Below are 24,831 nucleotides of genomic sequence, written 5' to 3'. Positions count from 1 at the left end.
ACGGGACAGGGGTGTGACCGCCCAGAGTCTACCGGCACCCCCTCCACCGACCGCACCCGAGGAAGAGGACGGCCGTGTCCGGCACCCTGCAGCGCACCCTGACCCTGCCCCAGGCGACCGTGATCGGCGTCGGTTCGATGGTGGGCGCCGGCGCGTTCACGGCGCTCGGCCTGGCCGCCGCGCTGACCGGCGGCCACGCCGGTGCCCTGTACCTGGCGCTGGGCCTGGCGGCCGTCGTCGCGACGTGCAACGCCCTGTCCACCGCCCAGCTGGCCACCGTGCATCCGGCCTCCGGCGGGACCTACGTGTACGGCCGCGAGCAGCTCGGCCCGTGGCCGGGCTTCCTGGCCGGCTGGGGGTTCGTCACCGGCAAGACCGCGTCCGTGGCCGCCATGGCGGCCACCGTAGGCCTCTATGTCTTTCCCGACGACGGCCTGCTCGCCCGGGTCGTGGGCGTCGCCGCCGTCGTGGTGCTCACCGTGGTGGCCGTGCTGGGCGCGACCCGCACCGCCCAGGTCACGGTGGCGATCCTCATCCCCGTCCTGGCGGTCCTGGCCCTGGCCGTGGTGGCCGGGCTGGCCCTCGGGGACCGGGGCGGGGACGCCGAGGGCGCGGAGGCGCTCGGGGATCCGTCCGCGCTGGGGGTGCTCATGGCGGCGGGCCTGCTGTTCTTCTCCTTCGCCGGCTACGCGCGCGTCGCCACGATGGGCGAGGAGGTCATCGACCCACGCCGCACCATCCCGCGCGCCGTGCTGGGCGCCCTGGCGTTCACGGTGGTGCTCTACGTGCTGCTGGCCGCAGGCCTGCTCGGCGCCCTCGGCGGGACCGGGCTGGCGCTGTCCCAGGCCCCGGTGCGCGCCGGGCTCGAGGCCACGCTCGGCACCGGATGGGGCTGGGTGGCCCTGGTGGCGGCCGCCCTGGCGTGCGTGGGCGCCATGCTGAACCTGCTGACCGGCATCTCCCGGACGGCCCTGGCCATGGCCCGTGAGGGCGACCTGCCGCGTCCGCTGGCGAAGGTCGGCGGACCGGCGCAGACGCCCTGGGTCGGGCAGACGGTGGTGGGCGTCGCCGTGGTCCTGCTCGTGGTCGCCACGGACATCCTGACCGTGGTGGGTTTCAGCTCCTTCGGCGTGCTCGTCTACTACGCCGTGACGAATCTCTCCGCCCTCACGCTCTCCGGCGCCCGCCCGCTGCGTGTGCCCCGTGCCGTGAACATCCTCGGCCTGGTCCTCTGCCTGGTGCTGGCGTTCACCCTGCCGCCGATGTCCGTGCTCGCCATGCTCGGCGTGTTCCTGGTGGGTGCCGGAGGACGCGCGTTCGTGCGTGCCAAGGACGACTACCGGGCCGGCCGCTGAGCGTCGGAAGACCGGACCGCGCAGGTCTGGGCCCGCACTGCGTCGTTTGCTCCTGTCACCGCGGTGGCGGCGCCCATGCGGGCCACGGACCGGTCGTGAGCTGCAGCTGCGCGAGCGCCTCGACGAGGGCGAGCAGCATCTCCCCGGCGTCGGAGGCCGCGTCCGGCATGAGCGCCGGATGGGTGTGCCAGACGACGCTGCCGGACTCCGGGATCGTGGCGTGGGCGAGGACCCGGCTGTCGTCGTCGATGCCGTTGTAGACGGCCCAGAACGTGGAGTCCGGCTCCCCCAGGCGCTCGTCGACCACGCGATCGAGCGACAGTTCGAACCAGGACGACGACGTCGAATCGGGCCGGACGACCTGGAACCCCCATGACCGGCCCGGGGTCAGCGGCCGGCACCGTATCCGAGCGGTCTCGGCACCCGTGCCGGCGCACTGCACCACGTACTCACCGGCCGGGGCGTCGTCGGGATCCGGGCCGCACCAGCGCACCGAGTAACGATTGCCGGGCCGTCCGGGAACGGATGCCGCGGGGAAGTGCTGTGCCGCGACCCGGGCCAGGGCGTTATGGACCAGCGCGCCCTCGGGCGAACGCTCCGCAGTGACGTCGAAGACCGCCTCGCGCTCATCGATCCGGAAGGCGCCGACGACGGTCGGCTCGCCGAGCAGACCGCGTCGCACCGCGGCGATCCGCACCCAGGGGTGCCCGGCAGGGGCCTGCCCGGCCGTCACCTCCCAGTGGAGGGGAAGATCAGGCAGATGACTCACCACCTCCGCCAGCTGGGCCTGAATCTCCTCGACCGGGGGCAGCCCTTCGGAGGACGGCGAGCTCTCCCCGTCACCGGACGACGTCGTCATTGAGGCTGGTACCACGTCGTGTCTCCCACTGCTCCACGGAGGGGGGCCCGCTCAGCCTGCGGTCACCTGCGGGACCAGGTCCTCGGCCGGAGGCATCCACGTCTGCGGGTCGGCGGGCGCCTGGTCCCCGGAGCGGATGTCCTTGACCTCATGGCCGGACTCCCCCGCCCCCAGGAACCAGACATACGGGATGCCGCGGCGATCCGCGTACTTGATCTGCTTGCCGAACTTCTCGGCGGTGACGGCCACCTCGGCGGCGATGCCGCGCTCGCGCAGCACGCCGGCCACGTCCTGGGCGGCCGACCAGTCCTCGTCCGCGGTCAGGGCCACGTAGACCACGGTGGGAACGGCCCGGGAGGCGACGGCCATGTCCTGGGAGAGCATGCGCATCACCAGCCGGGTGACGCCGATGGACAGGCCGACGCCAGGGAACGTCCGGTTCCCCTTGGAGGCCAGGGCGTCGTAGCGGCCGCCGGAGCAGATGGAGCCGAGCTGCTCATGGCCCACCAGGACCGTCTCGTACACGGTGCCGGTGTAGTAGTCGAGACCGCGGGCGATGGAGAGGTCGGCGACGGCCCGGCCCGGGGCGCGGCGGTGCATCGTGCCGATGACCTCCGCCAGCTCGGTGAGCCCCTCCTCCATCAGGTCGTCCTGCACACCGAGGGCGCGGACCTGCTCCACGAAGGAGGTGTCCTCGGTGCGGATGGCGGCCAGGGCCAGGGCCTGCTCTGCCTGCTCGGCGGAGGCCCCGACCTCCTCCTGCAGCAGGCGGGCGACCTCCTCGGGGCCGACCTTCTCGAGCTTGTCGATGCTGCGCAGCACGCCGGCGGTGTCCGTCAGGCCGATGCCGCGGTAGAAGCCCTCGGCGAGCTTGCGGTTGTTGATGCGGATGAGGAAGTCGCCGATCGGCAGGGCGCCGAGCGCCTCGGCCATCACGAGGGCGACATCCACGTCATAGCGCGGGGACAGCTGCCCGTCACCGACGATGTCGATGTCCGCCTGGGTGAACTCGCGCGCGCGGCCCTCCTGCGGCCGCTCGCCGCGCCAGACCTTCTGCATCTGGTACCGCCGGAACGGGAAGGCGAGGTGGCCAGCGTTCTCCACCACGTAGCGGGCGAAGGGCACCGTGAGATCGAAGTGCAGGGCCAGGCGCTTGGGGTCGTCCGGGGACGTCGCCGGGCGCCGGCCCTCGGCGACCTCCTGGTCCTCGGCCAGCCGGGAGACGGCGTAGACCTCCTTGTCCACCTCGCCCTTGCGCAGCAGCTGGCCCAGGGTCTCCACGGCGCGGGTCTCGATCCCGGCGAACCCGTGCAGCTCGAAGGTCCGACGCAGCGTGTCCAGCACATGCTGCTCGACGACGCGCTCAGCGGGGAGCCACTCGGGGAAGCCGGACAGGGAGGACTTGCGGGCCATGGGGTTCCTTCGTCTCGGATCGGGCCGTCGTGCGGACGGGACTGACCCGCCCAGTCTAGGCGGCGGCCCCGCTGCGGTGCGGCCGGTGCGGCGGCGGTCCGGGACGTGGCCCTCCCCCCGGCGGGGTGCCCGGGAGCACCCGTGACCAGGGGCGCGACGACGGCCGTCGGGTTCGTCCACCGCCTCGCCCACGCAGGTGGCCGGGGTTGCCGGGCGCTTCCGTGCTTTCGCGGCTAGGCTTGCCCTGTTCGTGTCCATCCCGACCCGCCCGCGCACGTCAGCGCGAACGGGCCCGTCCAGGGAGAGTTCCAGCGGTGACCACTGAGAATCAGAAGTCCGACGACCAGCAGCCGACCGCCGACGCCGCCGAGGCGCAGGTCGAGAGCGTGCCGACCGCCGACGCCGCCGAGGCGCAGGTCGAGAGCGCGCCGACCGCCGACGCCGCCGAGGCGCAGGTCGAGAGCGCGCCGACCGCCGACGCCGCCGAGGCGCAGGTCGAGAGCGTGCCGACCGCCGACGCCGCCGAGGCGCAGGTCGAGAGCGCGCCGACCGCCGACGCCGCGCAGGCACCGGCCGGGCACCAGGCTGAGCCCGCGGCCCCGGAGGTCGAGAAGACCGAGGCGAAGCCGGCTGCTCCTTCCCCGGCCGCCATGAAGCCGGGCAGGCCGGCCACCCCAGCCGCAGCCGCCCCGGCGACAGCCAAGCCCGCCGCCCCGGCCCCGACCGTCGAGCCGACCGATCCGGCCACGGCCGCGCAGTTCGCCCGCGTGACCGAGGACGGCCACGTGGTGCTGCTGGACGGCCAGGAGGAGCACACCGTCGGCCAGGTCCCCGACGCCACCGCAGAGGAGGCCGTGGCCTACTTCGTGCGCAAGTACGACGACGTCCGCGCACAGATGGCGCTGTTCGAGCAGCGCATCGCCGCCGGCGCACCGTCCTCGGAGCTCCAGAAGGCCCTCAACCAGATGAAGGCCACCGTGCAGGAGCGCCAGATGGTGGGCGACATCAACGCGCTGCGCACCCGTCTGGCGGCTCTGGAGACCTTGCTGGGCGACTACCGCGCCGCCGAGGCCGAGGCCCGTCAGGCCGCCCAGGCCGAGCAGCTCGCCGCCCGCGAGGCGATCGTCGCCGAGGCCGAGGAGTTCGCCGCCACCCCGGCCGAGCGCATGCCGTGGAAGAAGGCCTCCAAGCGCATGGCCGAGCTCTTCGACGAGTGGAAGGCCGCCCAGAAGACCGGCCCGCGCCTGTCGAAGTCGGTCGAGGACGGCCTCTGGAAGCGCTTCCGGGGCGCCCGCACCCAGTTCGACAAGACCCGCCGGGCGCACTTCTCCCGTCTGGACGCCCGGTCCGCGGAGGCGAAGCAGGTCAAGGAGCGCCTCATCGCCCGCGCCGAGGAGCTCTCCTCCTCCACAGACTGGGGCGTGACCACCGGCAAGTACCGCGACCTGATGAGCGAGTGGAAGGCCGCACCGCGTGGCTCCCGCAAGGAGGACGACGCCCTCTGGGCCCGCTTCCGTGCCGCACAGGACGTGTTCTTCACTGCCCGCAAAGAGGCCAACGCCGAGATCGACCGCGAATACGGCGCCAACCTCAAGGTCAAGGAGCAGATCCTGGCCGACGGCAGGAAGCTCCTGCCCTTCACGGACGTCAAGGCCGGCCGTGCTGCGCTCAACGAGCTGCGCGGCCGCTGGGAGGAGGCCGGTCGAGTGCCGCGCGGTGACGTGCGCCGCATGGAGGCCGGCTTCCGCGAGCTGGAGGACGCCCTCAAGCAGGCCGAGAACGAGCACTGGCGCCGCACCGACCCGGAGACCAAGGCCCGCACGAACTCCGCGCTGACCCAGCTGGAGGAGACCATCGCCGGCCTCGAGGCGGAGCTGGAGGAGGCCAAGGCCGCCGGCGATGAGAAGAAGATCGCCCAGGCCCAGGAGGCGCTCGACGCCCGCCTGCAGTGGAAGAAGGCGTTGGAGGCCTCCGCCGCCGACCTGGCCTGAGCCTGTCCCGCCGCGGACGACGCGGCCTGCGCCCGACGGGCGGTCCGGCATTCGGCCGGGCCGCCCGTCTGCGTTGTCCACACCCCGGCGGCAGCGGGCGCGCACCTGGCGCAGGATGGACGCCATGAGATCCTCCGCCGCCGACGCGCCCGTCCCCATCGCCGCCGCAGTGCCCGGCCCGATCCCGGCCCCGCCCACCGACCGGACGGTGACGACCGAGGTCTGGGCGGCCGGTCCGGACTTCGCGGACGCGGAGCTGCAGACGCTGGTCTCGGCCGGGGCCCTGCACCACCTGCTGGGCCGGGTCTACGCTCCGGCGGACCGCCCGGTGGACCCCCTCATGCGCGCGGACGCGGTCTGGCTCGTGGCCGGCCCGCTGCTGACGGCAGGGTGGACGGCCATGGGGCTGACGGCGGCGTGGCTGCACGCAGGAGGCCCGCTGCCGCGCACGCTACACATCGCCGTAGCCCATTACCACCGGCCTCCGCCGGCACGGGACCACGGGCCCGGGTGGACGTTCACGCAGGCGGACGTGGCCGCCGTCGGAGGGTCTGCCGCGCCAGCCGAGGCGGACGTCGTGCTTCTCGGCCCGGTGCGCGTGACCACGGTGGGGCGCACAGTGGAGGACCTGCTGCTGGCCGACGGCTCCCAGGAGGGCCGGGCGGCGGCGCGGCTGATCGCCCGGTTCGGGGCGGAGGGACTCGTCGAACGGCTGGCGCCGCCGCGGCGCAGGCCCGGCATCGTCCGGGCCCGCCGGCGCCTGGCCGAGCTGCTGTCCTGACCGGCGCAGCCGTCAGGTGCGGCGCACGTCGAAGACGCCGTCGATCCGCTTGACCGCGTTGACCACGTGGTTGAGGTACATCGGGTCGCCCATCTCGAAGACGAACCGGCTCATGGCCACCCGGTCCCGCGTGGTGTTCACGGACGCGGACAGGATGTTCACGTGGTTCTCCGCGAGCACACGGGTCACGTCCGAGAGCAGCGAGGTGCGGTCCAGCGCCTCCACCTGGATCTCCACCAGGTACACGGCGTTGCGCGTGGGGGCCCAGGCAACGTCCACGCGGCGTTCGGGCTCCTGCTCGAGCAGGGTGTCCACGTTGTTGCAGTCGCTGCGGTGCACGGACACGCCGGAGCCGCGGGTGACGAAGCCGCAGATCTCATCCGGCGGCACCGGATTGCAGCAGCGTGCCAGCTTCGTCATCATCCCCGCGTTCCCCTGGACCAGCACGCCGGTCGCGCCGCCGTCCGAGGACGGTGGACGCTTCACGGGACGCTTGACGATCTCCTCGAGCTCGATCTCCCCCAGCGCGGTCTCGGAGGACGGCACCGTCGGCGACTCCTCTGGTGGGGCCAGCTTCGCCTGGACCTTCTCCACCACGTTCTGTGCGGAGAGGTGGCCGTCGGCGATCTGCGCGAACAGGGCGTCCAGGTCGTTCAGGCCGTGCTCGGCCGCCACGGCGGGAAGCTCCTCGCCGCCGAGGACCTTCTGGACAGCCATGTTCTCGCGGCGCAGCTGACGGGTCAGGGACTGCCTGCCGCGCTCGATCTGCTCATCGCGGCGCTGTGTGGCGAACCAGTGGCGGATCTTGGACTTGGCGCGCGGGGAGACGGTGAAGCCGAGCCAGTCGTGGCTGGGGCCGGCGTTCTCGGCCTTGGAGGTGAACACCTCCACGGTGTCGCCGTGCTGGAGCTGGGAGGACAGCGGGACCAGCTTGCCGTTCACGCGGGCACCGATGGTCCGGTGGCCCACGTCGGTGTGCACGGAGTAGGCGAAGTCCACGGGGGTCGCGCCGGCGGGAAGGGAGCGGATCTCTCCCTTGGGTGTGAAGACGTAGACCTCGTCCGCGTCGATCTCCGTGCGCAGTGAGTGCAGGAACTCGTCCGGGTCCCGGGTGTCCTTCTGCCAGTCCATCACCGAGCGCAGCCACTGCGGCGTGGACGAGCTCGCGGTCCCGGCGGCCGCGTTGGCCTTGTACATCCAGTGCGCGGCCACGCCGTACTCGGCCTGGCGGTGCATGTCGAAGGTGCGGATCTGGATCTCCACAGCACGTCCGCCCGGTCCCATCACGGAGGTGTGCAGGGACTGGTACATGTTGAGCTTCGGCATCGCGATGTAGTCCTTGAACCGACCCGGCAGGGGGCTCCACTGCGCGTGGAGGACGCCGAGCGCGCCGTAGCAGTCCTTCACCGAGTCCACGAGCACGCGGATCCCGGTGAGGTCGTAGATGTCGTCGAACTCCTTCCCGCGCACGATCATCTTCTGGTAGATCGAGTAGTAGTGCTTGGGGCGGCCGGTGACGGTGGCCTTGATGCGGTTGTCCCGCAGCCGGGCGCTGATCTCCTCGCGCAGGCGCTCGATGTGCTTCTCGCGCTCGGGGTTGCGCTCGCCCACCAGGCGGACGATCTCCGCGTAGACCTTCGGCTTCAGCGCGGCGAAGGACAGGTCCTCCAGCTCCCACTTGACCGTGTTCATGCCGAGCCGGTGGGCCAGCGGCGCGTAGATGTCCAGGGTCTCCTGGGCCTTCTTGGCGGAGGAGGCCGGGGACACGTAGCGCCAGGTGCGCGCGTTGTGGAGCCGGTCGGCGAGCTTGATGAGCAGGACGTTCACGTCCTGGGCCATGGCGATGACCATCTTGCGGACGGTCTCGGCCTGCGCGGCGGCTCCGTAGGTGACCTTGTCCAGCTTGGTCACGCCGTCCACCAGCACGGCGACCTCGTCGCCGAAGTCCTTGCGCAGCTGCTCGAGCGAGTAGTCCGTGTCCTCCACGGTGTCGTGCAGCAGGGCGGCGTAGATCGTGGGCCCGGACAGGCCCAGCTCGGCGAGGATCGTCGCCACGGCCACCGGGTGGGTGATGTAGGGGTCCCCGGAGCGGCGCATCTGGCCCTCGTGGCAGCGTTCGGCCACGGTGTAGGCGCGGATGACCTCCTTGAAGTCCGTCCGCGGGGAGCGCGTGCGCAGGGTGCGCATCAGCGGCTCGAGGATGGGCGAGTACTCGGTGGCGTGCCGGCCGGTGAGACGTGCCATGCGGCCACGGGGACGGGGCGACTTCTCGGGGCGGCGAGCGTCGGCGTCGGACACGGAGGGCGGGGTCATGGCTGCGTGTCTCCTCCCCGGGACGTGGGGTGTCCCGTCTCGACGCGAACGGCGGCGCGATAGCGGGGAGTCTACCTCCCCGCGCTCGCGCCGCCGTGCGGCGTGTGCGTGTGTCCGGCGGACGTGCGGCCTGCCGTGTGGTCCCAGGTCAGGCCCTGGCGGCCGGCTCGGTCCCGTCGACGCCCTCGGTCGCGCCCTCCGGGGCACGGCCCGAGGACTCGCGACGGGCCAGGACGGCGCCGTCGTGATCGGTGACGTCCCCGTCTCCGCGGCGCAGCAGGGCGTAGAGCGGTGCCTGGATGAACAGGGTCGCCATGGTGCCGACGATGATGCCGACGAAGATGGCCAGGGCGATGTCGGAGAGGGTGCCCGCACCGAGCAGACCCGCGCCGATGAACAGGATGGAGCCCACCGGCAGGATGCCCACCACGGAGGTGGTGATCGAGCGGACCAGCGTCTGGTTCACGGCGAGGTTCACGTTCTCCGCGAAGGTCCGGTCGGCGTCCTCGTGGACCGTCTGGGTGTTCTCGCGGATCTTGTCGAACACCACCACGGTGTCGTAGAGGGCGTAGGACAAGATGGTCAGGAAGCCGATGACGGCGGACGGGGTGACCTCGAAGCCGGTGGCGCCGTAGATGCCGGCGGTCAGTGCCACCACGTAGAGCATGCCGATCACCGCGGCCAGCGACATCTTCCAGGTGCGGAAGTACAGCGCCATGAACAGGGTCACCAGGACCACGAAGATCACCAGGCCGATCAGGGCCTGCTGCGAGACGGCGGCACCCCAGGTGGGGCCCACGAAGTTCGAGGTCACGTGGTCCGCGGTCACGCCGTAGGCGTCCTGGAGGTTCTGGGCGACCTGCAGGGTCTGGGCGTCGTCCATGCGCTCGGTCTGCACGCGCATGGTGCCCGGGGCGATGTTCGTGACCGTGGCGATGCCGTCGGCGGCGACGTCCCGCACGGCCTGCTCGCCCGCGGCGACGTCCGTGTTCTGAACGGAGGAGACCACGAACTCGGAGCCGCCGCGGAACTCGATGCCGAGGTTGAAGCCTCCGCGCATCAGGGTCAGGCCGCCGGCGACCAGGAGCAGGATCGCCGCGGCGGCGAACCAGGTCTTCCAGCGCTGGACGAACGGGTAGGACTTGTGTCCGGTGTAGAGGGCGTTGCCCCACTGAGCGAAGCGGTTCACTGGCCGTCCTCCTGGGTGCGCTGGGACGTGGTGGTGGTGGTGCCGGCGGCCGGCGAGGCGGCCTCGCGCTCGGCGCGACGGCGTTCGGCGATGGTCTGGCGGCGGGCCGCCTCCCCGCGCGAGCGGCGGCGACGCCGCTCGGCACCGCCGGAGGCCCCCTGTGCCGTCTGATCGCTCGGCGGGGTCTTGAACTCACGCACGCGCCCGGCACCCTTGTACAGCGGCTCACGGCCGAGCAGGGACGGGTCGAGGCCGGACATGCGGTGGCCTCCGCCGATGAAGCGGGTCTGGGACAGCAGCACCATCATGGGGTGTGTGAACCAGAAGACCACGATGAGGTCGGCGATCGCGGTGAGGCCGAGGGTGAAGGCGAACCCGCGGACGTTGCCGACCGCCACGAAGTACAGCACCGCAGCGGCGAGCAGGTTCACGGCCTTCGAGGCCCAGATGGTGCGGGAGGCGCGCTTCCAGCCCTCGCGGACAGCGGCGTCGATCGCGCTGCCGGCGCGCAGCTCGTCCTTGATGCGCTCGAAGTACACGATGAACGAGTCGGCGGTGAGGCCGATCGCCACGATCAGGCCTGCGATGCCGGCCAGGGACAGGCGGTAGTTGTCCGACCAGCCCAGCAGCGAGATCGCGAGCCACGTGATGACGCCGGCCACGATGATCGAGGCGAAGGTCAGCAGACCGAGGACGCGGTACTGGAAGAACTGGTAGGCGGCCACCAGCAGCAGGCCGATGAGTCCCGCGACGAGGCCCCAGAACAGCTGGTCCTGGCCGAGGGTCGCGGAGATCTGCTGCTCGGACTCGATGGTGAAGCTGATCGGCAGGGCACCGTAGGACAGCTGCTCGGCGAGTTCGGCAGTGGTGACCTCGTTGAAGCCCGGGCCGGAGATCTGGGCCTGGCCGTTGGGGATGACGGCCTGGGACTGCGGGGCGGAGAGGACGGTGCCGTCCAGGATGATGGCGAACTGCTTGCGCGGGTCGCCCTCCGGGTACGGGGTGAGCTTCTGGGTGACCTCGCGGAACTTCTCGGTGCCCTCGCTGTTGAAGGAGAGGTTGACGACCCACTGGTTGGTGGAGACGCCCGTGGAGGTGTTCGCCATGTCGTTGGTGGCGTCGGCGATGTCGGTGCCCGGGATCACCTGGGGGCCGACGATGTACTTGGCGCTCTGCCCGGTGCCCTCGGCGATCTGCTCCTCGGTGGCGGTCTGGCACACCACGGCCGCCTTGTCCGTAGGCAGCGGCTCGGCACCCGGGTCGCGCGGGACGGTGCAGTCGGTCTTCTGGAACTCGTCCAGCAGGTCCGGGGTCAGCCAGTTCGGGTCGTAGGCGTCCTTCGGCTCGCCCTCCGGCTTCGGGAAGTCGTCCTTCGGGGTGCGCTGGTCCTCGGCGACCGGCTCGGCGGGACCGGACTGCAGCACCGCGCGGAACTCCATGTCCGCGGAGGCCTGGATGAGGCGGCGGGTCTGCTCGTCCGGGGTGCCCGGCATCGCCACCACGACGTTCTCGGCGCCCTGGGTGGCGACCTCGGCCTCGGCGACGCCGGAGCCGTCCACGCGGGCGCGGATGATCTCCACGGCCTGGTCGAGCTGCTCAGGGGTGACGCGCTGGCCGCCTGCGGTCTCGGGTGCGAGCACCATCTGGGTGCCGCCCTCGAGGTCGAGGGCCAGGCGCGGGGCCCAGGTGGCCTGATGGGTGGCCACACCGATGCCGAGCACGACGGCCATGAGGGCGATGAGCGCGCCGAGCCACGTCAGGGTGCGACGTGCCGCGCTCGCGGGGGTCTTCGATGCCATGGGCGTTCAGGCTCTCCACAGATCGAGCGACCCGGCCGGGGCGGCCGGGTCGCGGACGGACAGGTCAGGGACGCTCGTCGTGGCGGGGCTGGTCCTCGCCGTTGAGCTGGATGCGGTGGCGGTCCACGTCCTCGTCGGCGGGGGCCTGCGGCTCGCCGTACTCGGCGCCCTGCTCGGCCCGGTCCTGGTCGTCCGGGGCGACGGCGCCCGAGGTGCCCGAGGAGGCGACCGAGTCCGGCTCCACGATCTGGGCGACGGCCTGCAGGTGGACGTCCATGTGGGTGCCCGGGGCGACCTCGATGGTCACGCGCTGGGAATCCTGGTTCACGGCGACGACGTGGCCGAAGATGCCGGAGCCGGTCATGACCTCGACGCCCGGGGTCAGCTCCGTGCGCATCTTGGTCTGCGCCTGCTGGGCCTTGCGGGCCTTGCGGAAGGAGAAGAAGAGCAGCAGCGCCATGACGCCGAACATGAGCAGGAGGAACATGCTTCCGCCGCCGCCCTCGGCCTGCTGGCCGAGCACGATGGGCATGTCTGCGATGGACAGGGCGAGGGTGGTCACGAGAGACACTCTCCGTCGTCGTCGGGGATGAGGACGTGCGCAGGCACACCCGTCCGGGGTGTGGGGGTGCGCACAGTGCAGACCAGTCTAGGGCGTCTGATGCCCGACGACGGCCAGGCACCTGTCCGTGGCGCCTGGCCTGGGCATGTGGCCCGCTCCGCTCAGCCCCGCTCCGGGGCCGGGAGCCCGAGGTGCTCCCAGGCTCCGGGGAGCGCGACACGGCCCCGCGGCGTGCGGCCGACCAGGCCCTCGCGGATGAGGAACGGCTCCGCGACCGTCTCGACGGTCTCTGTCTCCTCGCCGACGGCCATCGCGAGGGTGGACAGGCCGACCGGTCCCCCGTCGAAGACGGTGCAGAGGGCGTTCAGGACGGCACGGTCGAGGCGGTCCAGGCCGCGCTCGTCCACGTCGTACATGTGCAGGGCCCGGCCGGCGGCCTCGGCGTCCACGGTCGTCAGGCCCTTCACGAGCGCCCAGTCGCGCACGCGGCGCAGCAGCCGGTTGGCGATGCGCGGCGTGCCCCGGGAGCGGGAGGCGATCTGGGCGAAGCCGGCGGAGGTGACGTCCATGTCCAGCAGCAGGGCGGAGCGGCGCAGGACGAGCTCGAGCTCCTCGGTCGAATAGAACTCGAGATGCCCGGTGAACCCGAAGCGGTCGCGGAGCGGCCCGGGCAGCAGGCCGGCGCGCGTGGTGGCCCCGACCAGGGTGAACGGCGGCAGCTCCAGCGGAATGGAGGTCGCGCCGGCGCCCTTGCCGACGACGATGTCCACCCGGAAGTCCTCCATGGCCATGTAGAGCATCTCCTCGGCCGGACGGGACATGCGGTGGACTTCGTCCAGGAACAGCACCTCCCCCTCGGTCAGGGACGAGAGGATCGCCGCGAGGTCGCCGGCGTTCTGGATGGCCGGCCCGGAGGAGATGCGCAGCGGGGCGTTCATCTCCGCGGCCACGATCATCGCCAGTGTGGTCTTGCCGAGCCCGGGCGGTCCGGACAGGAGCACGTGGTCCGCGGCGCGGTCACGCAGGCGGGCAGAGCCCAGCATCAGGTCCAGCTGCTCGCGGACGCGCTGCTGGCCGACGAACTCGTCCAGGTGCTTCGGACGCAGCGCGGCCTCGAGGCGGCGCTCGTCCTCCCCCGCGTCCCCGGCGACGACGCGGTCCGCGCCCCGGTCCCCGGCGTCGGTTCCGCCGCCGTTCATCGGCCGCTCCGGACGGTGGCGGCGGCACCGACGTCGCGCAGGGTGGCGCGGAGCAGGGCGGCCACGTCCCGGCCCTCGTCGAGCTCGGGGTGGGCCGCGAGGGTGGCCTCGACGCGCTTGAGGGCCTCCTTCTCGGACCAGCCCAGGCCGACCATCGCCTCGACGACGTCCGCGTGCCAGTCCTCCGCCGGCGCCGCGGGCACCTGGTCCTGCGCGGCCTCGGCGGGTGTCTCGGCGCCGGTCGGGGCCAGCTTGCCGGCCAGCTCCACGAGGATCTTCTTCGCCAGCTTCGGGCCGATGCCGGGCACCCGGGTCAGGGCCTTCTCGTCCTCCTGGGCGACGGCCACGCGCACCGCCTCAGGAGGGTGCACCGCCAGCACGGCCAGGGCCAGGCGTGGGCCGACGCCGTTGGCGCCGAGGAGGATCTCGAAGACCTCCTGCTCGGCACGGGTGGCGAACCCGAAGAGCGTGAGCGAGTCCTCCTTCACCACCAGGTGGGTGTGCACACACGCCTCGCGTCCCTCGTGCAGGGCGGACAGGGTCTGCGGCGTGGCGAACACGAGGCGGCCGACGCCGCCGGAGACGATGACGGCGCGGTCCAGTCCGACGTACTCGACGGTCCCGGTCAGGGAGGCGATCACGGCACAGGTCCTTTCTCCGGACGGACACATTCGGACCGCCGGCGTTCGAACATACTATCGAACGGCTCGGTGCCCGGACGCACCCGACCGCAGGCCGTGGCGAGGGACCGCGCCGGGTGCGCGGCCGTCGTCGGGAAGGGGCGGCGTCAGCGGCGGCGGGCGGCGCCCGTGGCCGCCCCGGAGCGCTCGGCGGCCAGCCACTGCTCCTGCGCCCTGGTCAGCGACGTCCCCGCGCCGACGGGCCGGCGCCCGGCGGAGTCGGCGGCCTCCGCGAACCGGGACCGTCCGCCGCGGGAGGTCATGGAGCCGGTGGCCAGGCCGGTCTGCCCTGAGGCCCGGCCGAGGGCGGTGCCGCGCCAGGCATGGGCGAGGGCCAGGGCGATCGCGTCGGCGGCGTCGGCCGGACGCGGCGGGGCGTCGAGGCCGAGGATGCGGGTGACCATCGCGGTGACCTGCTCCTTGCCCGCGTTGCCGTGGCCGGTGACGGCGGCCTTCACCTCGGACGGGGTGTGCAGGCCGACCTCCAGCCCGCAGCGGGCGGCGGCGGTGATGGCCACGCCGGCGGCCTGGGCGGTGCCCAGCACGGTGGGCGTGTTGTTGTTGGCGAACATGCGCTCCACGGCGGCCCGCTGCGGGGCGTACCGCTCGAGCACCTCGGTGACCTCCCGGTCCAGGTGCAGCAGTCGCTCGTGGAGCGGCGCGTCGGACGGCGTGCCGGACACCCGGACGTGGACGAGCCGTCCGCGGCGCCGCGCGTCGACCTCCACGACGGCGATGCCGCAGCGGGTCAGTCCCGGGTCGACGCCCAGGACGCGCAGGGTGCCGTGGCCGACTCGTTCCGCCAGTCGGATCAGTCCTCGTCGAGCTCGGCGAGGACGGACTCCGGGATGTCCACGTTGGAGTAGACGTTCTGCACGTCGTCCAGCTCCTCGAGCGCATCCACGAGCTTCAGGAAGGTCGCGGCGGACTTGGCGTCCTCCAGCTCCACCTTCATCGACGGCAGGAACTCGGCCTCGTCGGACTCGTACTCGATGCCGGCGGCGTCCAGGGCCTCGGCCACGGCGCGCAGGTCGGAGGCCTCGGAGACGATCTCGAACACGTCGCCGTCCTGCTGGACCTCCTCGGCGTCCGCACCGCCCTCGAGGATCGCCTCGAGGAGGCCGTCCTCGGTGTTGCCCTCGGCCGGCAGGCGGACGACGCCCTTGCGGGCGAACAGGAAGGCCACGGATCCGGAGTCGGCCAGCGTGCCGCCGTTGCGGGTCACGGCCACGCGCACGTCGGAGGCGGCGCGGTTCTTGTTGTCCGTGAGGCACTCCACCATCAGGGCCGAGCCGGACGGGCCGCGCACCTCATACATGATCTCGGTGTAGTCCACGACCTCGCCGGTCAGGCCGGCGCCGCGCTTGATGGCGCGGTCGATGTTGTCGTTGGGGACGGAGTTCTTCTTCGCCTTGGAGACGGCCAGGTCCAGGGCCGGGTTGCCGGCCAGGTCGGGACCTCCGGCGCGGGCGGCGACCTCGATGCCCTTGATGTACTTGGCGAAGGCCTTGGCACGCTTGGCGTCGAGCGCGGCCTTCTTGTGCTTGGTCGTGGCCCACTTGGAATGACCGGCCATGATGCTCCTTCGCGGTTCGGCGACGTCGGGATGTCTCGGCGCACCATCTTAGCGGCGCGGCCCGGTCCGACCGCGGGCGCGCGTCACAGGAGCGCGTCGGTGCTCGGCGACCGGCGGCAGGCCGACCGGCGCGGGCGGCCGGAGGGGACGGGCCGGCCGGGCACCTAGACTGCGCCCATGGACTCACCGCAGATGACGCAGGGCATCTCCCTGCCCGCCGACCACCCTCTCTCCTCCCCTTCTCCGCTCCCCTACGGGCTCCCCGACTTCGCCGCCGTCTCCGACGCACAGCTGGCCGAGGCCGTCCGCGCCGGCATGGCTGCGCAGCGGGGCGAGGTCGAGGCGATCCTGGCCTCGGACGAGGCCCCGACCTTCGAGAACACCGTGCGCGCGTTCGAGCTGACCGGCGACCTGCTGCGCCGCTCCGCCGCCATGTTCTTCACCCTCGTCAGCGCCGACGGCACCGACACCCGCCAGGCCCTGTCCGAGGAGCTCATGCCGGAGCTGGCCGCCCACGAGGACGCCCTGCTGCTGGACCCGCGCCTGGCCGAGCGCGTGGCCGCCGTGGACGCGTCCGGCCTCACCGGCGAGGACGCGCGCCTGCACGAACTCTTCTCCCAGCGCCTCGAGCTGGCCGGGGCGCACCTGTCCGCCGCCGACCGCGCCGAGCTGCAGCAGATCAACACCGCGCTGGCCACCGCGGGCGCCCGCTACACCCGCCGCCTCGTGGCGGACACCGCCAAGCGCGCCGTGCTGGTGGAGGATCCGGCCCGCCTGGCCGGTCTCGGTGCCGACGACGTGCAGGCCGCCGCCCGCGCCGCCGAGGAGGCCGGCCACCCCGGCAAGCACCTGCTCACGCTGTCCCTGTTCGTCTCCCAGCCGCAGCTGGCGCAGCTCGAGGACGCCGACCTGCGCCGCGACCTGTTCGAGGCCTCGATCGGCCGCGGCACCGAGGGCGAGGACGAGGTTCTGTCCGTGGCCATGGAGATCGTCCGGCTGCGTCTGCGCAAGGCTCGTCTGCTCGGCTCCGAGTGCTGGGCCGAGCACGCGCTCAAGGACCGCGCCGCCCCGTCCGTGGCCGCGGTGCAGGAGCTGCTGGCGTCGATGGCCGGCCCGGCCATGGCCAACGCGAAGGCCGACGCCGCACAAGTCTCCCCCGACGGCGGCGCCGTGGCCCCCTGGGACTGGCCGCACCTGTCCGCCGCCTACGCCAGGGAGCAGTTCGCGGTGGACGCGGCCGCCCTGCGCCCGCATTTCGAACTGGACCGCGTGCTCACCGACGGCGTGTTCGCCGCCGCCGGCGCCCTCTACGGCCTGACCTTCGCCGAGCGCCCGGAGTTGGCGGAGCACATGTACCGCCCGGGCATCCGCGTCTGGGAGGTCTGCCGGGACGACGAGCCGATCGGACTGTTCGTGGGCGACTTCTTCGCCCGCGCCACCAAGTCCGGCGGCGCCTGGATGCACACCGTCCGCGACCGCGCCGACGCCCTCGGCGAGCGCCCGGTGGTCTTCAACACCATGAACGTGCCGGCCCCGGCGGAGGGCCGGCCTGCCCTGCTCACGCTGGACGAGGCGACCACGCTGTTCCACGAGTTCGGCCACGCGCTGCACGGCCTGCTGGCTCAGGGTCAGTACGCCTCGCTGACCGGCACGTCCGTGCCGCGGGACACCGTGGAGTTCCCGTCCCAGGTGAACGAGGTGTGGCTGCGCGAGCCGTCCCTGCTGGACGTCTACGCCCGTCATGTGGAGACCGGGGAGCCGCTGCCGGCCGGCACGCTGGAGCGTCTTCAGGCCGCGGATCTGTGGGGCGAGGGCTACCGCACGGTGGAGTACCTCGGCGCGACGATCGTGGACATGGCCTGGCACACCCTCACCGAGGACACCGTGGACGCGGCGACCGCGGACCCGCTGGCGTTCCAGGAGCAGGTGCTGGCCGAGGCGGGCATCGACTCTTCGCTGGTGCCCCCGCGCTACGGCACCGGCTGCTTCAAGCACATCTTCGGCAACGACTATGCGGCCGGGTACTACTCGTACATCTGGGCCGAGGTGCTGGACGCCGACGCCGTGGAGTGGTTCTGCGCCAACGGCGGCATGACCCGGGAGAACGGCGAGCGGTTCCGCTCCGAGCTGCTGTCCCGTGGCAACACCCGGGACCTGATGGAGTCGTACCGGGCCTTCCGCGGCCGGGACGCCGAGCTGGAGCCGCTGCTGCGCCGCCGCGGCCTGCTGGTCTCGTAGCCCTGATGCCGGCCGGGGCGCTCACACGGTGACGGGGCGTTCCCCGGCGGCCCTCTGCGTTCCCCGGCGGCCCGGGGCTTCCCGGCGGCCCAGGGCTTCCCGGCGGCGTCTGCTCAGCGGGCGGCGCCGGGACGGGTGGCGTTGAGGACGGCGCGCAGCCAGCCGCGCGCGGTGTGGTCCCACTTGCGCCGGTCCACGTTCCACTCCTTGGTGTGACGGGCCCGGGTGAAGCGGACGAAGCGGACCAGGTCCGGGTTGCGCTCGGCCAGTTCCATGGAGGGGCCGACGGGCACGTAGTCGTCGTCCTCGGAGTGCATGATCAGGGTCGGCACGCGCAGCTGCTCGGCGCGGGCCACCCAGTTGAGGGACTTCAGGTCCACGGGGGCGGCCAGGCCGGTGACGAGGCGCCCGGCCCGGTTGGACAGCAGCCAGCGCCCGACGAGTCCGACGGCCTCCGGGATGCGCTTGAGCCCGGCCTGGTACTTGAGCACGTCGATCCAGTCGACCACGGGGCCGGTGAGCACGATGGCGCGCACCCGGTGGGCGAGCTCGGAGCGGTCCACGCACTGCAGGGCCACGGCCCCTCCCATGGACCAGCCGAACAGCACGACGTCCTCGGCGCCCTGGTCCAGGGCGTACCGGATGGCCGACTGGACGTCGTGCCACTCCGTGGTGCCGAGACCGTAGCGGCCGTCCTCGGCGTCCGGGGCGTCCCCGTCGTTGCGGTAGGACACCAGCAGGGAGGTCATGCCGAGCTTCTGGGCGCTGCGCACCGCGCGGATGCCCTCGTTGCGGCGGGCCCCGCGGCCGTGGACCATGATCGCCCACATCCCGTCCCCGGCCCGTGGCGTGCCGTCCTCGGCGGCCGGCGGGTCCACACGCCAGGCGGGGGCCGTGCCGTTCTCCACCGGGACCTCCACGTCCACGGCGTCGAACCCGGCGTCCTGCGGGGTCGGGTAGACGAAGCCGGTGAAGCGGCCGCGGGCGGCCGCGTGCAGGTCGCCGGAGTACACGTGCTCCACCTCGCGCTCCACGGTGCCGTCGCGGGGGTCGAAGGAGACGATCCGGCCGATGCGCGCGCAGGAGGCGCCGCCGTCGAAGGTGAGCGAATAGGTGCCCGGGGCCGTGGTCTCCGAGTCCGCCGACAGGATGACCCGGGTGCCGTCGTCGCCGTCGATCACGGCGAGGACCTCCACGTCCTCGGCGTGGTTGCGCACGGGGGTGACCACGATCCTGGCGAAGACGGAGGCGAGCGTCGAGGAGGCGCCGAACACCACGAACGCGGCGGACAGCCCGAGGGAGGCCACCAGCGGGGACCAACGGGCCGCGTCCACGGACTTGTCCACGGAGGTGCGGGCGGCCGTCTTGGACAGGTCCAGGGAGGTGCGGGCCGCGTCGAGGCCGCGGCTCACCGACCGACGCACCCGGTCCAGCACGTCCTCGCGCAGCGGGGCGGCGGACGTGGCGGGGCGCGGCAGGTCTCCGAACATGCCCGCCATTGTCCCTCATGCTCCTGGGCCGCGTCTGCACGGTGACACGGCGCGACCCGTCCCCGGCGTGTCCGGGGCAGTGCGGAGTACAGTCGCGCCCATGAGCGAGTCCACCCCCACCACCGGATCTACTCCGGAGGATCCCCGCACCCTGACCGACGAGGACTGGGCCGCGCGCCTGTCCCCCGAGGAGTTCCACGTGCTGCGCCGCGCCGGCACCGAGCGCGCCTTCACCGGCGAGTATTGGGACACGAACACGGTGGGCGTCTACGCCTGCCGCGCCTGCGGCGCCGAGCTGTTCCGCTCGGAGCAGAAGTTCTCCGCCCACTGCGGCTGGCCGTCCTTCTTCGCCCCGCTCGCCGAGGACCGCGTGGAGTATCGGGAGGACACCACGCTCGGCATGCGCCGCGTGGAGGTCCGCTGCGCCGCCTGCGCCTCCCACCTGGGCCACGTGTTCGAGGGCGAGGGCTATGACACGCCCACGGACCTGCGCTACTGCATCAACTCGATCTCCCTGACCCTGCAGCCGGAAGGACCCGCCTGACGATGACCGGCCCGCGCGCCTTCGCCTCGGACAACTACGCCCCCGTCCACCCGGACGTCTGGGCCGCCCTCGCCGCCGCCGACTCCGGCCACGCCCGCTCCTACGGGGACGATCCCGTCACCGCAGCCCTCGGCGAGGCCGTCCGCGCCGAGTTCGGCGAGCAGGCGTTCGCCGTCCCCGTGTTCAACGGCACCGGAGCCAACGTGGTGGCCCTGCAGGCGATGCTTCCGCCGTGGGGCGCCGTCCTGGCCGCCGAGTGTGCTCACATCCGCCACGACGAGGGCGGCGCCCCCGAGCGTATCGGGCGCACCTCCCTGCTGTCCGTGGCCACCCCGGACGGCCGGCTCACCCCGGAGCTGATCGCTCCGCACGTGCACCGGGACGGATTCGTCCACGCCGTGCAGCCGGCCGTGGTGGAGATCGCCCAGGCCACCGAGGTCGGCACCGTCTACTCCGTGGAGCAGGTGAAGGCGCTCACGGATGCCGTGCACGAGGCCGGCCTGACCGTCTACATGGACGGCGCCCGCCTCTCCAACGCCGCCGCCGCGCTCGGCGTGCCGCTGCGCGCCTTCACCACGGACGCCGGCGTGGATGTGGTGTCCTACGGCGGCACCAAGGCCGGAGGCCTCGGCGCGGAGGCGATCGTGGTGCTGAACCCGGACGCGATACTCGCCGCCGGGCACATCACCGCCGCGGACCTGCCCGGCGGGGACGCGTCCTCGGCCGCGCAGCGTGCCGAGAAGGCGCTGGGCTACCTGCGCAAGGCGTCCATGCAGCTCGGTTCCAAGCACCGCTACCTCTCCGCCCAGCTGCTCGCCCTGCTCACGGACGACCTCGGCATCCGGCTGGCCGGCCACGCCAACGCCATGGCCGCCCGCCTGGCCGCCCGGGTGGAACAGATCGACGGCGTGGTCCTCACCCAGCGTCCGGAGGCCAACACGCTCTTCGCGGTGCTGGACCCGGCCGCCGCGGACCAGGTGCGCGCCCGCTTCCCGTTCTACGACTGGGACCCGCAGCGCCACGAGGTCCGCTGGATGACCTCCTGGGACACCACGGAGCAGGACGTGGACGACTTCGCCGACGCCGTGGCCGAGGCCGTCGCCGCGCACGGCTGAGCCGTCGCCCCCGCGGCGTGCGAGGGTCCCATACGGCCCGCCACCGGCGCGCCCTCGTGCCCTGAGCGGAGCCTGTCCGGCCCGACACCGGCGCGCCCTCGCCGTGTCCGGGCCGGCCGGTCCTACGCTGTTCCGTATGACCCTCGTCGGACTGCAGAACGGAGCACGTCCCGGGGCGTCCCCTGCCCTGCCCGGTGCCTTCCGGACTGCCCTGCGCGAGCTGCGGGACGCCTCCCCGCGCCGCGAGGTCCGGCTGCGCGAGATCGCCGCACCCCAGGGCCTGGCCCCGCACGCGGTGGCCCTGGCCGCGGACGTGCGCCCCCTGTCCGACGCGGAGGACATCCCCCCCGCCGTGGCCACCGGCCGCTTCGTCCTCCTCCATGACCCGGAGGGCTCGGAGCTCTGGCAGGGCACCTTCCGCGTGGTCACCTACATCAAGGCCGGCCTGGAGTTGGACGTCGCCGAGGACCCGATGCTCGGCGCCGTCGCCTGGACCTGGCTCGTGGACTCCCTCGAGCTGCGCCACGCGGACTACACGGCCGCCGGCGGCACCGCCACCCGCATCCTGGCCGAGTCGTTCGGCACCCTCGCCGAGCGCCCGGACGCCACCGAGATCGAGATGCGCGCCTCCTGGACGCCGGGCGGCCGCGCCATGGGCGCCCACCTGGAGGCCTGGGCCGAGATGGTCTGTGCGTTCGCGGGCCTGCCCCCGCAGCCCGACGGCGTCACCGCCCTGCCCGTCCCCAGGAAGGACGCATGACCCGCACCCCCTCCAGCCGTTCGTCGCAGAAGCACGACGGCGGCTCCCCCGCCGCGACGCAGACCGCCGCCTCCGAGGCACCCCGCCTCATCACCGAGCCGGCCGACGGGGTCCCCCTGCTGACCGACACTCCCGGCGGTCTCGCCGCCTGCGCGGAGGCCCTGTCCGGCGGCACCGGACCCGTGGCCGTCGACGCCGAGCGCGCCTCCGGCATCCGCTACGGCCAGCGCGCCTTCCTCGTGCAGCTCAAGCGCACCGGCTCCGGCATCTGGCTGATCGACCCGGAGGCGTTCGACGACCTGTCCCCGCTCGTGGCGGCGCTGAAGGGCGTCGAGTGGATCCTGCACGCCTCCACGCAGGACCTGCCCTGCCTGTCCGAGCTGGGCCTCTGGCCGGACCGGCTCTTCGACACCGAGCTCGCCGCCCGTCTGGCCGGGCTGCCCCGTGTGGGCCTTGCCGCGGTCCTCGAGCAGATGCTCGGCGTGACCCTGGCCAAGGAGCACTCGGCCGCGGACTGGTCCACCCGACCGCTGCCCGAGTCCTGGCTCACCTACGCCGCCCTCGACGTGGAGCTGCTGGTGGAGCTGCGCGAGGCCCTGCTCGCGCTGCTCGAGTCCCAGGGCAAGCGCGAGTGGGCCGAGCAGGAGTTCGAGCACATCCGCACCACCCCCGTTCCCGGACCGCGTGAGGACCCGTGGCGCCGCACCTCCGGAGCGCACGCGCTCAAGAGCCGCACCCAGCTTGCCGTGCTGCGCGAGCTCTGGCAGGCCCGCGACGACCTGGCCCGGCACAGGGACATCGCCCCCGGCCGCCTGCTCCCCGACTCGGCGATCGTGGCCGCGGCGAAGGCCCAGCCGCGCACCGTCCCACAGCTGCGCGCCACCCAGGGCTTCCACGGCCGCGCCGCCGGTCGGGAGGCGGCCCGGTGGGTGGCGGCGATCAAGGCCGGTCGGGACCGCGCCGCCGACGGCGACGCCCCGGAGGTACACCGCCGCGGCCGTGGCGACGGTCCCCCGCAGCCCCGCCTGTGGAAGGACCGCTGCCCGGAGGCCGACGCGCGCCTGCGCACCGCCAAGCCCTGGGTCGCCCGGCGCGCCGCCGAGATCGGCATGCCCACCGAGAACCTGCTCACCCCGGACACCCTGCGTCGGATCTGCTGGAACCCGCCGGCGGTCGTGACCCCGGAGTCCGTGGCGGAGGCCCTCGCCGGGCTCGGCGCCCGCCCCTGGCAGGTCGAGCAGACCGCCGCGATCCTCACGGTCTCCTTCCTCAACCCCATGCCGGTCTGAGCGCGGCGCGGATGCGCCGGAAGGTTACCCACGGGTAATGTGACGGACAGGACAGAGGCGAGCGGCCGTCGTCGGGAAGCATGAGACGCGGTACGCCTCCCTCTCTCGCGACGAACAGGAGCCTCATGACCGCGCACACCCCCGCCCCGCTCGAGCAGTTCGAGTCCCTCGCCGCCATGGCGCCGGACGAGGTGCTGACCACCGCCGAGGTGACCGACCACGAGCTGCCCGGCGGCGCCGGCACGCTCGCCCTGCTGACCCTGGACAACGGCGCCGGACCCCGCCGCCCGGCCACCCTCGGCCCGCGCACCCTGCTGGAGCTCGGCCGCGTGGTCGAGGCCCAGGCCCGCCGCGCCGAGGCCGGTGAGATCCAGGCGCTGGCCTACACCGGCGTGGAGGGCACCTTCGCCGCCGGCGCCGACCTGTCCCTGGTGGCCTCCTTCGAGGACACCTCCCGAGGCGCCGACCTCGCGCTGCTCGGCCATGCCGTCTACGACCGCATCAGCGCGTTCCCGGCCCCGACCGTCGCCCTGGTCAACGGCCTCGCCCTCGGCGGCGGCCTGGAGCTGGCTCTCGCCGCGGACCATCGCATCGTGTCCGCCGACGCGAAGGGATTCGGCCTGCCCGAGGTGCGCCTCGGGCTGATCCCCGGCTGGTCTGGCGTCTGGCGCGTCCCGCACCTGATCGGCCCCGAGGCCGCCGTGCAGGTGGTCCTCAAGAATCCGCTGGACAACAACCGTCTGCTCAAGGCCGCCGAGGCCCACGAGCTGGGCCTGATGGACCGCATCGTCGACGGCGACCTGATGGAGGCCGGCCTCGAACTGGCGGGCGCCCTGGTCACCGGTGACGAGGCCGTGGCCGCCGAGCTGGCCGCCCACCGCGACCGGGACACCTCGGACGCCGCCTGGGACCGCGCCGTCGAGGCCTTCGCGACGCTCCAGGCCGCCCGCCCCGGCGCCGACCTGCCGGCCCGCCGCCGCCTGGAGCAGCTGTTCGTGGGCGCCAGGACCCGCACACGCGCCGAGTCTGCGCAGGCCGAGGCCGAGGCGCTGTCCGAGCTGATCGCCTCGGACGAGTTCCGCCACACCGTCTACGCGTTCCTCGGCCTGGTCCAGGGCAGGGCGAAGAAGCCGGTCGGCGATCCGGGTGCGGACCGTGCGATGCCGGTGAAGAAGGTCGGCGTGGTCGGTGCGGGCCTGATGGCCGGTCAGCTCGCCCTGCTGTTCGCCCAGCACCTGCAGGTGCCCGTGGTGATGACGGACATGGACGACGAGCGCGTGCAGCGCGGCCTCGCCTTCGTGCAGAAGCAGGTGTCCAAGCAGGTCGAGCGCGGTCGCCTCACCGCCGAGCAGGGCGAGGGGCTGGCCGGCCTGATCAGCGGCTCCACGGACAAGTCCGTCTACGCGGACGCCGACGTGGTCATCGAGGCCGTGTTCGAGGAGCTCGAGGTCAAGCGCACCGTGGTCCGCGAGCTCGAGGGCATCGTCCGCGAGGACGCGATCCTCATGACCAACACCTCCTCCCTGTCCGTGGCCGGCATGGCTGAGGTGCTGGAGCACCCCGAGCGCCTTGTGGGCTTCCACTTCTTCAACCCGGTGGCCCAGATGCCCCTGGTGGAGATCGTCCGCGTGGAGCAGACCACGGACGCCGTGGTGGCCACCGCCTTCGAGCTGTCCCG

The 24,831-nt window shown here is 72.9% G+C and carries 20 protein-coding genes; 9 read left to right on the top strand and 11 right to left on the bottom strand.

What is annotated here, in order from left to right:
* The first annotated feature begins 74 nt into the window (after positions 1-74).
* Complete coding sequence (locus MLY01S_RS03765) at positions 75-1,355, top strand: APC family permease (RefSeq protein ID WP_067189448.1); 1,281 nt, start codon at positions 75-77, stop codon at positions 1,353-1,355.
* A gap of 55 nt (positions 1,356-1,410) precedes the next feature.
* On the opposite strand, the gene MLY01S_RS03760 is transcribed toward MLY01S_RS03765, so the two are convergent.
* Both MLY01S_RS03760 and hisS read right to left on the bottom strand, forming a co-directional pair.
* The gene (locus tag MLY01S_RS03760; RefSeq protein ID WP_067189446.1) at positions 1,411-2,214 is read right to left on the bottom strand and encodes a hypothetical protein; all 804 of its coding nucleotides are present in this window, start codon (positions 2,212-2,214) and stop codon (positions 1,411-1,413) included.
* A 51-nt stretch (positions 2,215-2,265) separates the two neighbouring features.
* The gene (gene hisS / locus MLY01S_RS03755) at positions 2,266-3,627 is read right to left on the bottom strand and encodes a histidine--tRNA ligase (protein ID WP_067189445.1); all 1,362 of its coding nucleotides are present in this window, start codon (positions 3,625-3,627) and stop codon (positions 2,266-2,268) included.
* A 314-nt stretch (positions 3,628-3,941) separates the two neighbouring features.
* Between hisS and MLY01S_RS03750 the strand changes: the two genes are divergently transcribed.
* Positions 3,942-5,618, top strand: coding sequence for a DUF349 domain-containing protein (locus MLY01S_RS03750; protein ID WP_255218002.1), 1,677 nt, complete (start codon positions 3,942-3,944; stop codon positions 5,616-5,618).
* 124 nt (positions 5,619-5,742) lie between these two features.
* A complete protein-coding gene (locus MLY01S_RS03745) occupies positions 5,743-6,399 on the top strand; it encodes a hypothetical protein (protein ID WP_245232107.1) in 657 nt (218 codons plus the stop codon).
* A 12-nt stretch (positions 6,400-6,411) separates the two neighbouring features.
* On the opposite strand, the gene MLY01S_RS03740 is transcribed toward MLY01S_RS03745, so the two are convergent.
* The 8 genes from MLY01S_RS03740 to MLY01S_RS03705 form a co-directional block, all read right to left on the bottom strand.
* A complete protein-coding gene (locus tag MLY01S_RS03740) occupies positions 6,412-8,712 on the bottom strand; it encodes a RelA/SpoT family protein (RefSeq protein ID WP_082739637.1) in 2,301 nt (766 codons plus the stop codon).
* 148 nt (positions 8,713-8,860) lie between these two features.
* Positions 8,861-9,901: a protein translocase subunit SecF gene (gene secF, locus MLY01S_RS03735; protein ID WP_067189443.1), complete on the bottom strand. Its 1,041-nt coding sequence runs from the start codon at positions 9,899-9,901 to the stop codon at positions 8,861-8,863.
* Positions 9,898-11,700: a protein translocase subunit SecD gene (gene secD / locus MLY01S_RS03730; protein WP_067189442.1), complete on the bottom strand. Its 1,803-nt coding sequence runs from the start codon at positions 11,698-11,700 to the stop codon at positions 9,898-9,900. Before secD ends, secF begins: the two co-directional genes overlap by 4 nt.
* 64 nt (positions 11,701-11,764) lie before the next feature.
* Positions 11,765-12,262: a preprotein translocase subunit YajC gene (yajC, locus tag MLY01S_RS12765; RefSeq protein ID WP_067189440.1), complete on the bottom strand. Its 498-nt coding sequence runs from the start codon at positions 12,260-12,262 to the stop codon at positions 11,765-11,767.
* Between the two features lie 161 nt (positions 12,263-12,423).
* Complete coding sequence (ruvB, locus tag MLY01S_RS03720; RefSeq protein ID WP_067189439.1) at positions 12,424-13,461, bottom strand: Holliday junction branch migration DNA helicase RuvB; 1,038 nt, start codon at positions 13,459-13,461, stop codon at positions 12,424-12,426.
* A complete protein-coding gene (gene ruvA, locus MLY01S_RS03715; protein WP_067189437.1) occupies positions 13,458-14,102 on the bottom strand; it encodes a Holliday junction branch migration protein RuvA in 645 nt (214 codons plus the stop codon). Before ruvA ends, ruvB begins: the two co-directional genes overlap by 4 nt.
* A gap of 146 nt (positions 14,103-14,248) precedes the next feature.
* On the bottom strand, positions 14,249-14,947 hold the full coding sequence (ruvC, locus tag MLY01S_RS03710) for a crossover junction endodeoxyribonuclease RuvC (RefSeq protein WP_444542995.1): 699 nt from the start codon (positions 14,945-14,947) through the stop codon (positions 14,249-14,251).
* A gap of 5 nt (positions 14,948-14,952) precedes the next feature.
* Complete coding sequence (locus MLY01S_RS03705) at positions 14,953-15,717, bottom strand: YebC/PmpR family DNA-binding transcriptional regulator (protein WP_067189435.1); 765 nt, start codon at positions 15,715-15,717, stop codon at positions 14,953-14,955.
* A 177-nt stretch (positions 15,718-15,894) separates the two neighbouring features.
* On the opposite strand from MLY01S_RS03705, the gene MLY01S_RS03700 reads away from it, so the two are divergent.
* Positions 15,895-17,955, top strand: coding sequence for a M3 family metallopeptidase (locus MLY01S_RS03700; RefSeq protein ID WP_245232106.1), 2,061 nt, complete (start codon positions 15,895-15,897; stop codon positions 17,953-17,955).
* 113 nt (positions 17,956-18,068) lie between these two features.
* Here the strand turns inward: MLY01S_RS03700 and MLY01S_RS03695 are convergent, their stop codons facing one another.
* Positions 18,069-19,445 (bottom strand): alpha/beta hydrolase family protein, encoded by a 1,377-nt coding sequence (locus MLY01S_RS03695; RefSeq protein ID WP_245232105.1) that lies wholly within the window; start codon positions 19,443-19,445, stop codon positions 18,069-18,071.
* A 100-nt stretch (positions 19,446-19,545) separates the two neighbouring features.
* Here MLY01S_RS03695 and msrB point away from each other — a divergent pair, with 100 nt between their 5' ends.
* The 5 genes from msrB to MLY01S_RS03670 all read left to right on the top strand — a co-directional run.
* Complete coding sequence (msrB, locus tag MLY01S_RS03690) at positions 19,546-19,989, top strand: peptide-methionine (R)-S-oxide reductase MsrB (RefSeq protein ID WP_067189431.1); 444 nt, start codon at positions 19,546-19,548, stop codon at positions 19,987-19,989.
* A 2-nt stretch (positions 19,990-19,991) separates the two neighbouring features.
* Complete coding sequence (locus tag MLY01S_RS03685; protein WP_067189429.1) at positions 19,992-21,104, top strand: threonine aldolase family protein; 1,113 nt, start codon at positions 19,992-19,994, stop codon at positions 21,102-21,104.
* Between the two features lie 136 nt (positions 21,105-21,240).
* Positions 21,241-21,864, top strand: a complete 624-nt coding sequence (locus MLY01S_RS03680; RefSeq protein WP_067189427.1) for a DUF3000 domain-containing protein — start codon at positions 21,241-21,243, stop codon at positions 21,862-21,864.
* On the top strand, positions 21,861-23,153 hold the full coding sequence (locus tag MLY01S_RS03675; RefSeq protein ID WP_067189425.1) for an HRDC domain-containing protein: 1,293 nt from the start codon (positions 21,861-21,863) through the stop codon (positions 23,151-23,153). The genes MLY01S_RS03680 and MLY01S_RS03675 overlap by 4 nt, the downstream gene beginning before the upstream one ends.
* A 125-nt stretch (positions 23,154-23,278) precedes the next feature.
* Positions 23,279-24,831, top strand: a 1,553-nt coding sequence (locus tag MLY01S_RS03670; RefSeq protein ID WP_067189423.1) for a 3-hydroxyacyl-CoA dehydrogenase NAD-binding domain-containing protein, incomplete at its 3' end; no start/stop codon positions are given.

This window comes from Micrococcus lylae NBRC 15355 (assembly GCF_001570885.1).
Lineage (GTDB): Bacteria > Actinomycetota > Actinomycetes > Actinomycetales > Micrococcaceae > Micrococcus > Micrococcus lylae.
The sequence above is the reverse complement of the archived record's forward strand: the minus strand, read 5'-3'. Positions and strand labels throughout refer to the sequence as shown.

What these genes read in the sequence shown, in the direction of transcription:
- MLY01S_RS03760 (WP_067189446.1), bottom strand. Translation starts at nt 2,214, where the DNA reads ATGACGACGTCGTCCGGTGACGGGGAGAGCTCGCCGTCCTCCGAAGGG.
- hisS (WP_067189445.1), bottom strand. Translation starts at nt 3,627, where the DNA reads ATGGCCCGCAAGTCCTCCCTGTCCGGCTTCCCCGAGTGGCTCCCCGCT.
- MLY01S_RS03745 (WP_245232107.1), top strand. Translation starts at nt 5,743, where the DNA reads ATGAGATCCTCCGCCGCCGACGCGCCCGTCCCCATCGCCGCCGCAGTG.
- MLY01S_RS03740 (WP_082739637.1), bottom strand. Translation starts at nt 8,712, where the DNA reads ATGACCCCGCCCTCCGTGTCCGACGCCGACGCTCGCCGCCCCGAGAAG.
- secD (WP_067189442.1), bottom strand. Translation starts at nt 11,700, where the DNA reads ATGGCATCGAAGACCCCCGCGAGCGCGGCACGTCGCACCCTGACGTGG.
- ruvB (WP_067189439.1), bottom strand. Translation starts at nt 13,461, where the DNA reads ATGAACGGCGGCGGAACCGACGCCGGGGACCGGGGCGCGGACCGCGTC.
- MLY01S_RS03705 (WP_067189435.1), bottom strand. Translation starts at nt 15,717, where the DNA reads ATGGCCGGTCATTCCAAGTGGGCCACGACCAAGCACAAGAAGGCCGCG.
- MLY01S_RS03700 (WP_245232106.1), top strand. Translation starts at nt 15,895, where the DNA reads ATGGACTCACCGCAGATGACGCAGGGCATCTCCCTGCCCGCCGACCAC.
- MLY01S_RS03695 (WP_245232105.1), bottom strand. Translation starts at nt 19,445, where the DNA reads ATGTTCGGAGACCTGCCGCGCCCCGCCACGTCCGCCGCCCCGCTGCGC.
- msrB (WP_067189431.1), top strand. Translation starts at nt 19,546, where the DNA reads ATGAGCGAGTCCACCCCCACCACCGGATCTACTCCGGAGGATCCCCGC.
- MLY01S_RS03685 (WP_067189429.1), top strand. Translation starts at nt 19,992, where the DNA reads ATGACCGGCCCGCGCGCCTTCGCCTCGGACAACTACGCCCCCGTCCAC.
- MLY01S_RS03680 (WP_067189427.1), top strand. Translation starts at nt 21,241, where the DNA reads ATGACCCTCGTCGGACTGCAGAACGGAGCACGTCCCGGGGCGTCCCCT.
- MLY01S_RS03675 (WP_067189425.1), top strand. Translation starts at nt 21,861, where the DNA reads ATGACCCGCACCCCCTCCAGCCGTTCGTCGCAGAAGCACGACGGCGGC.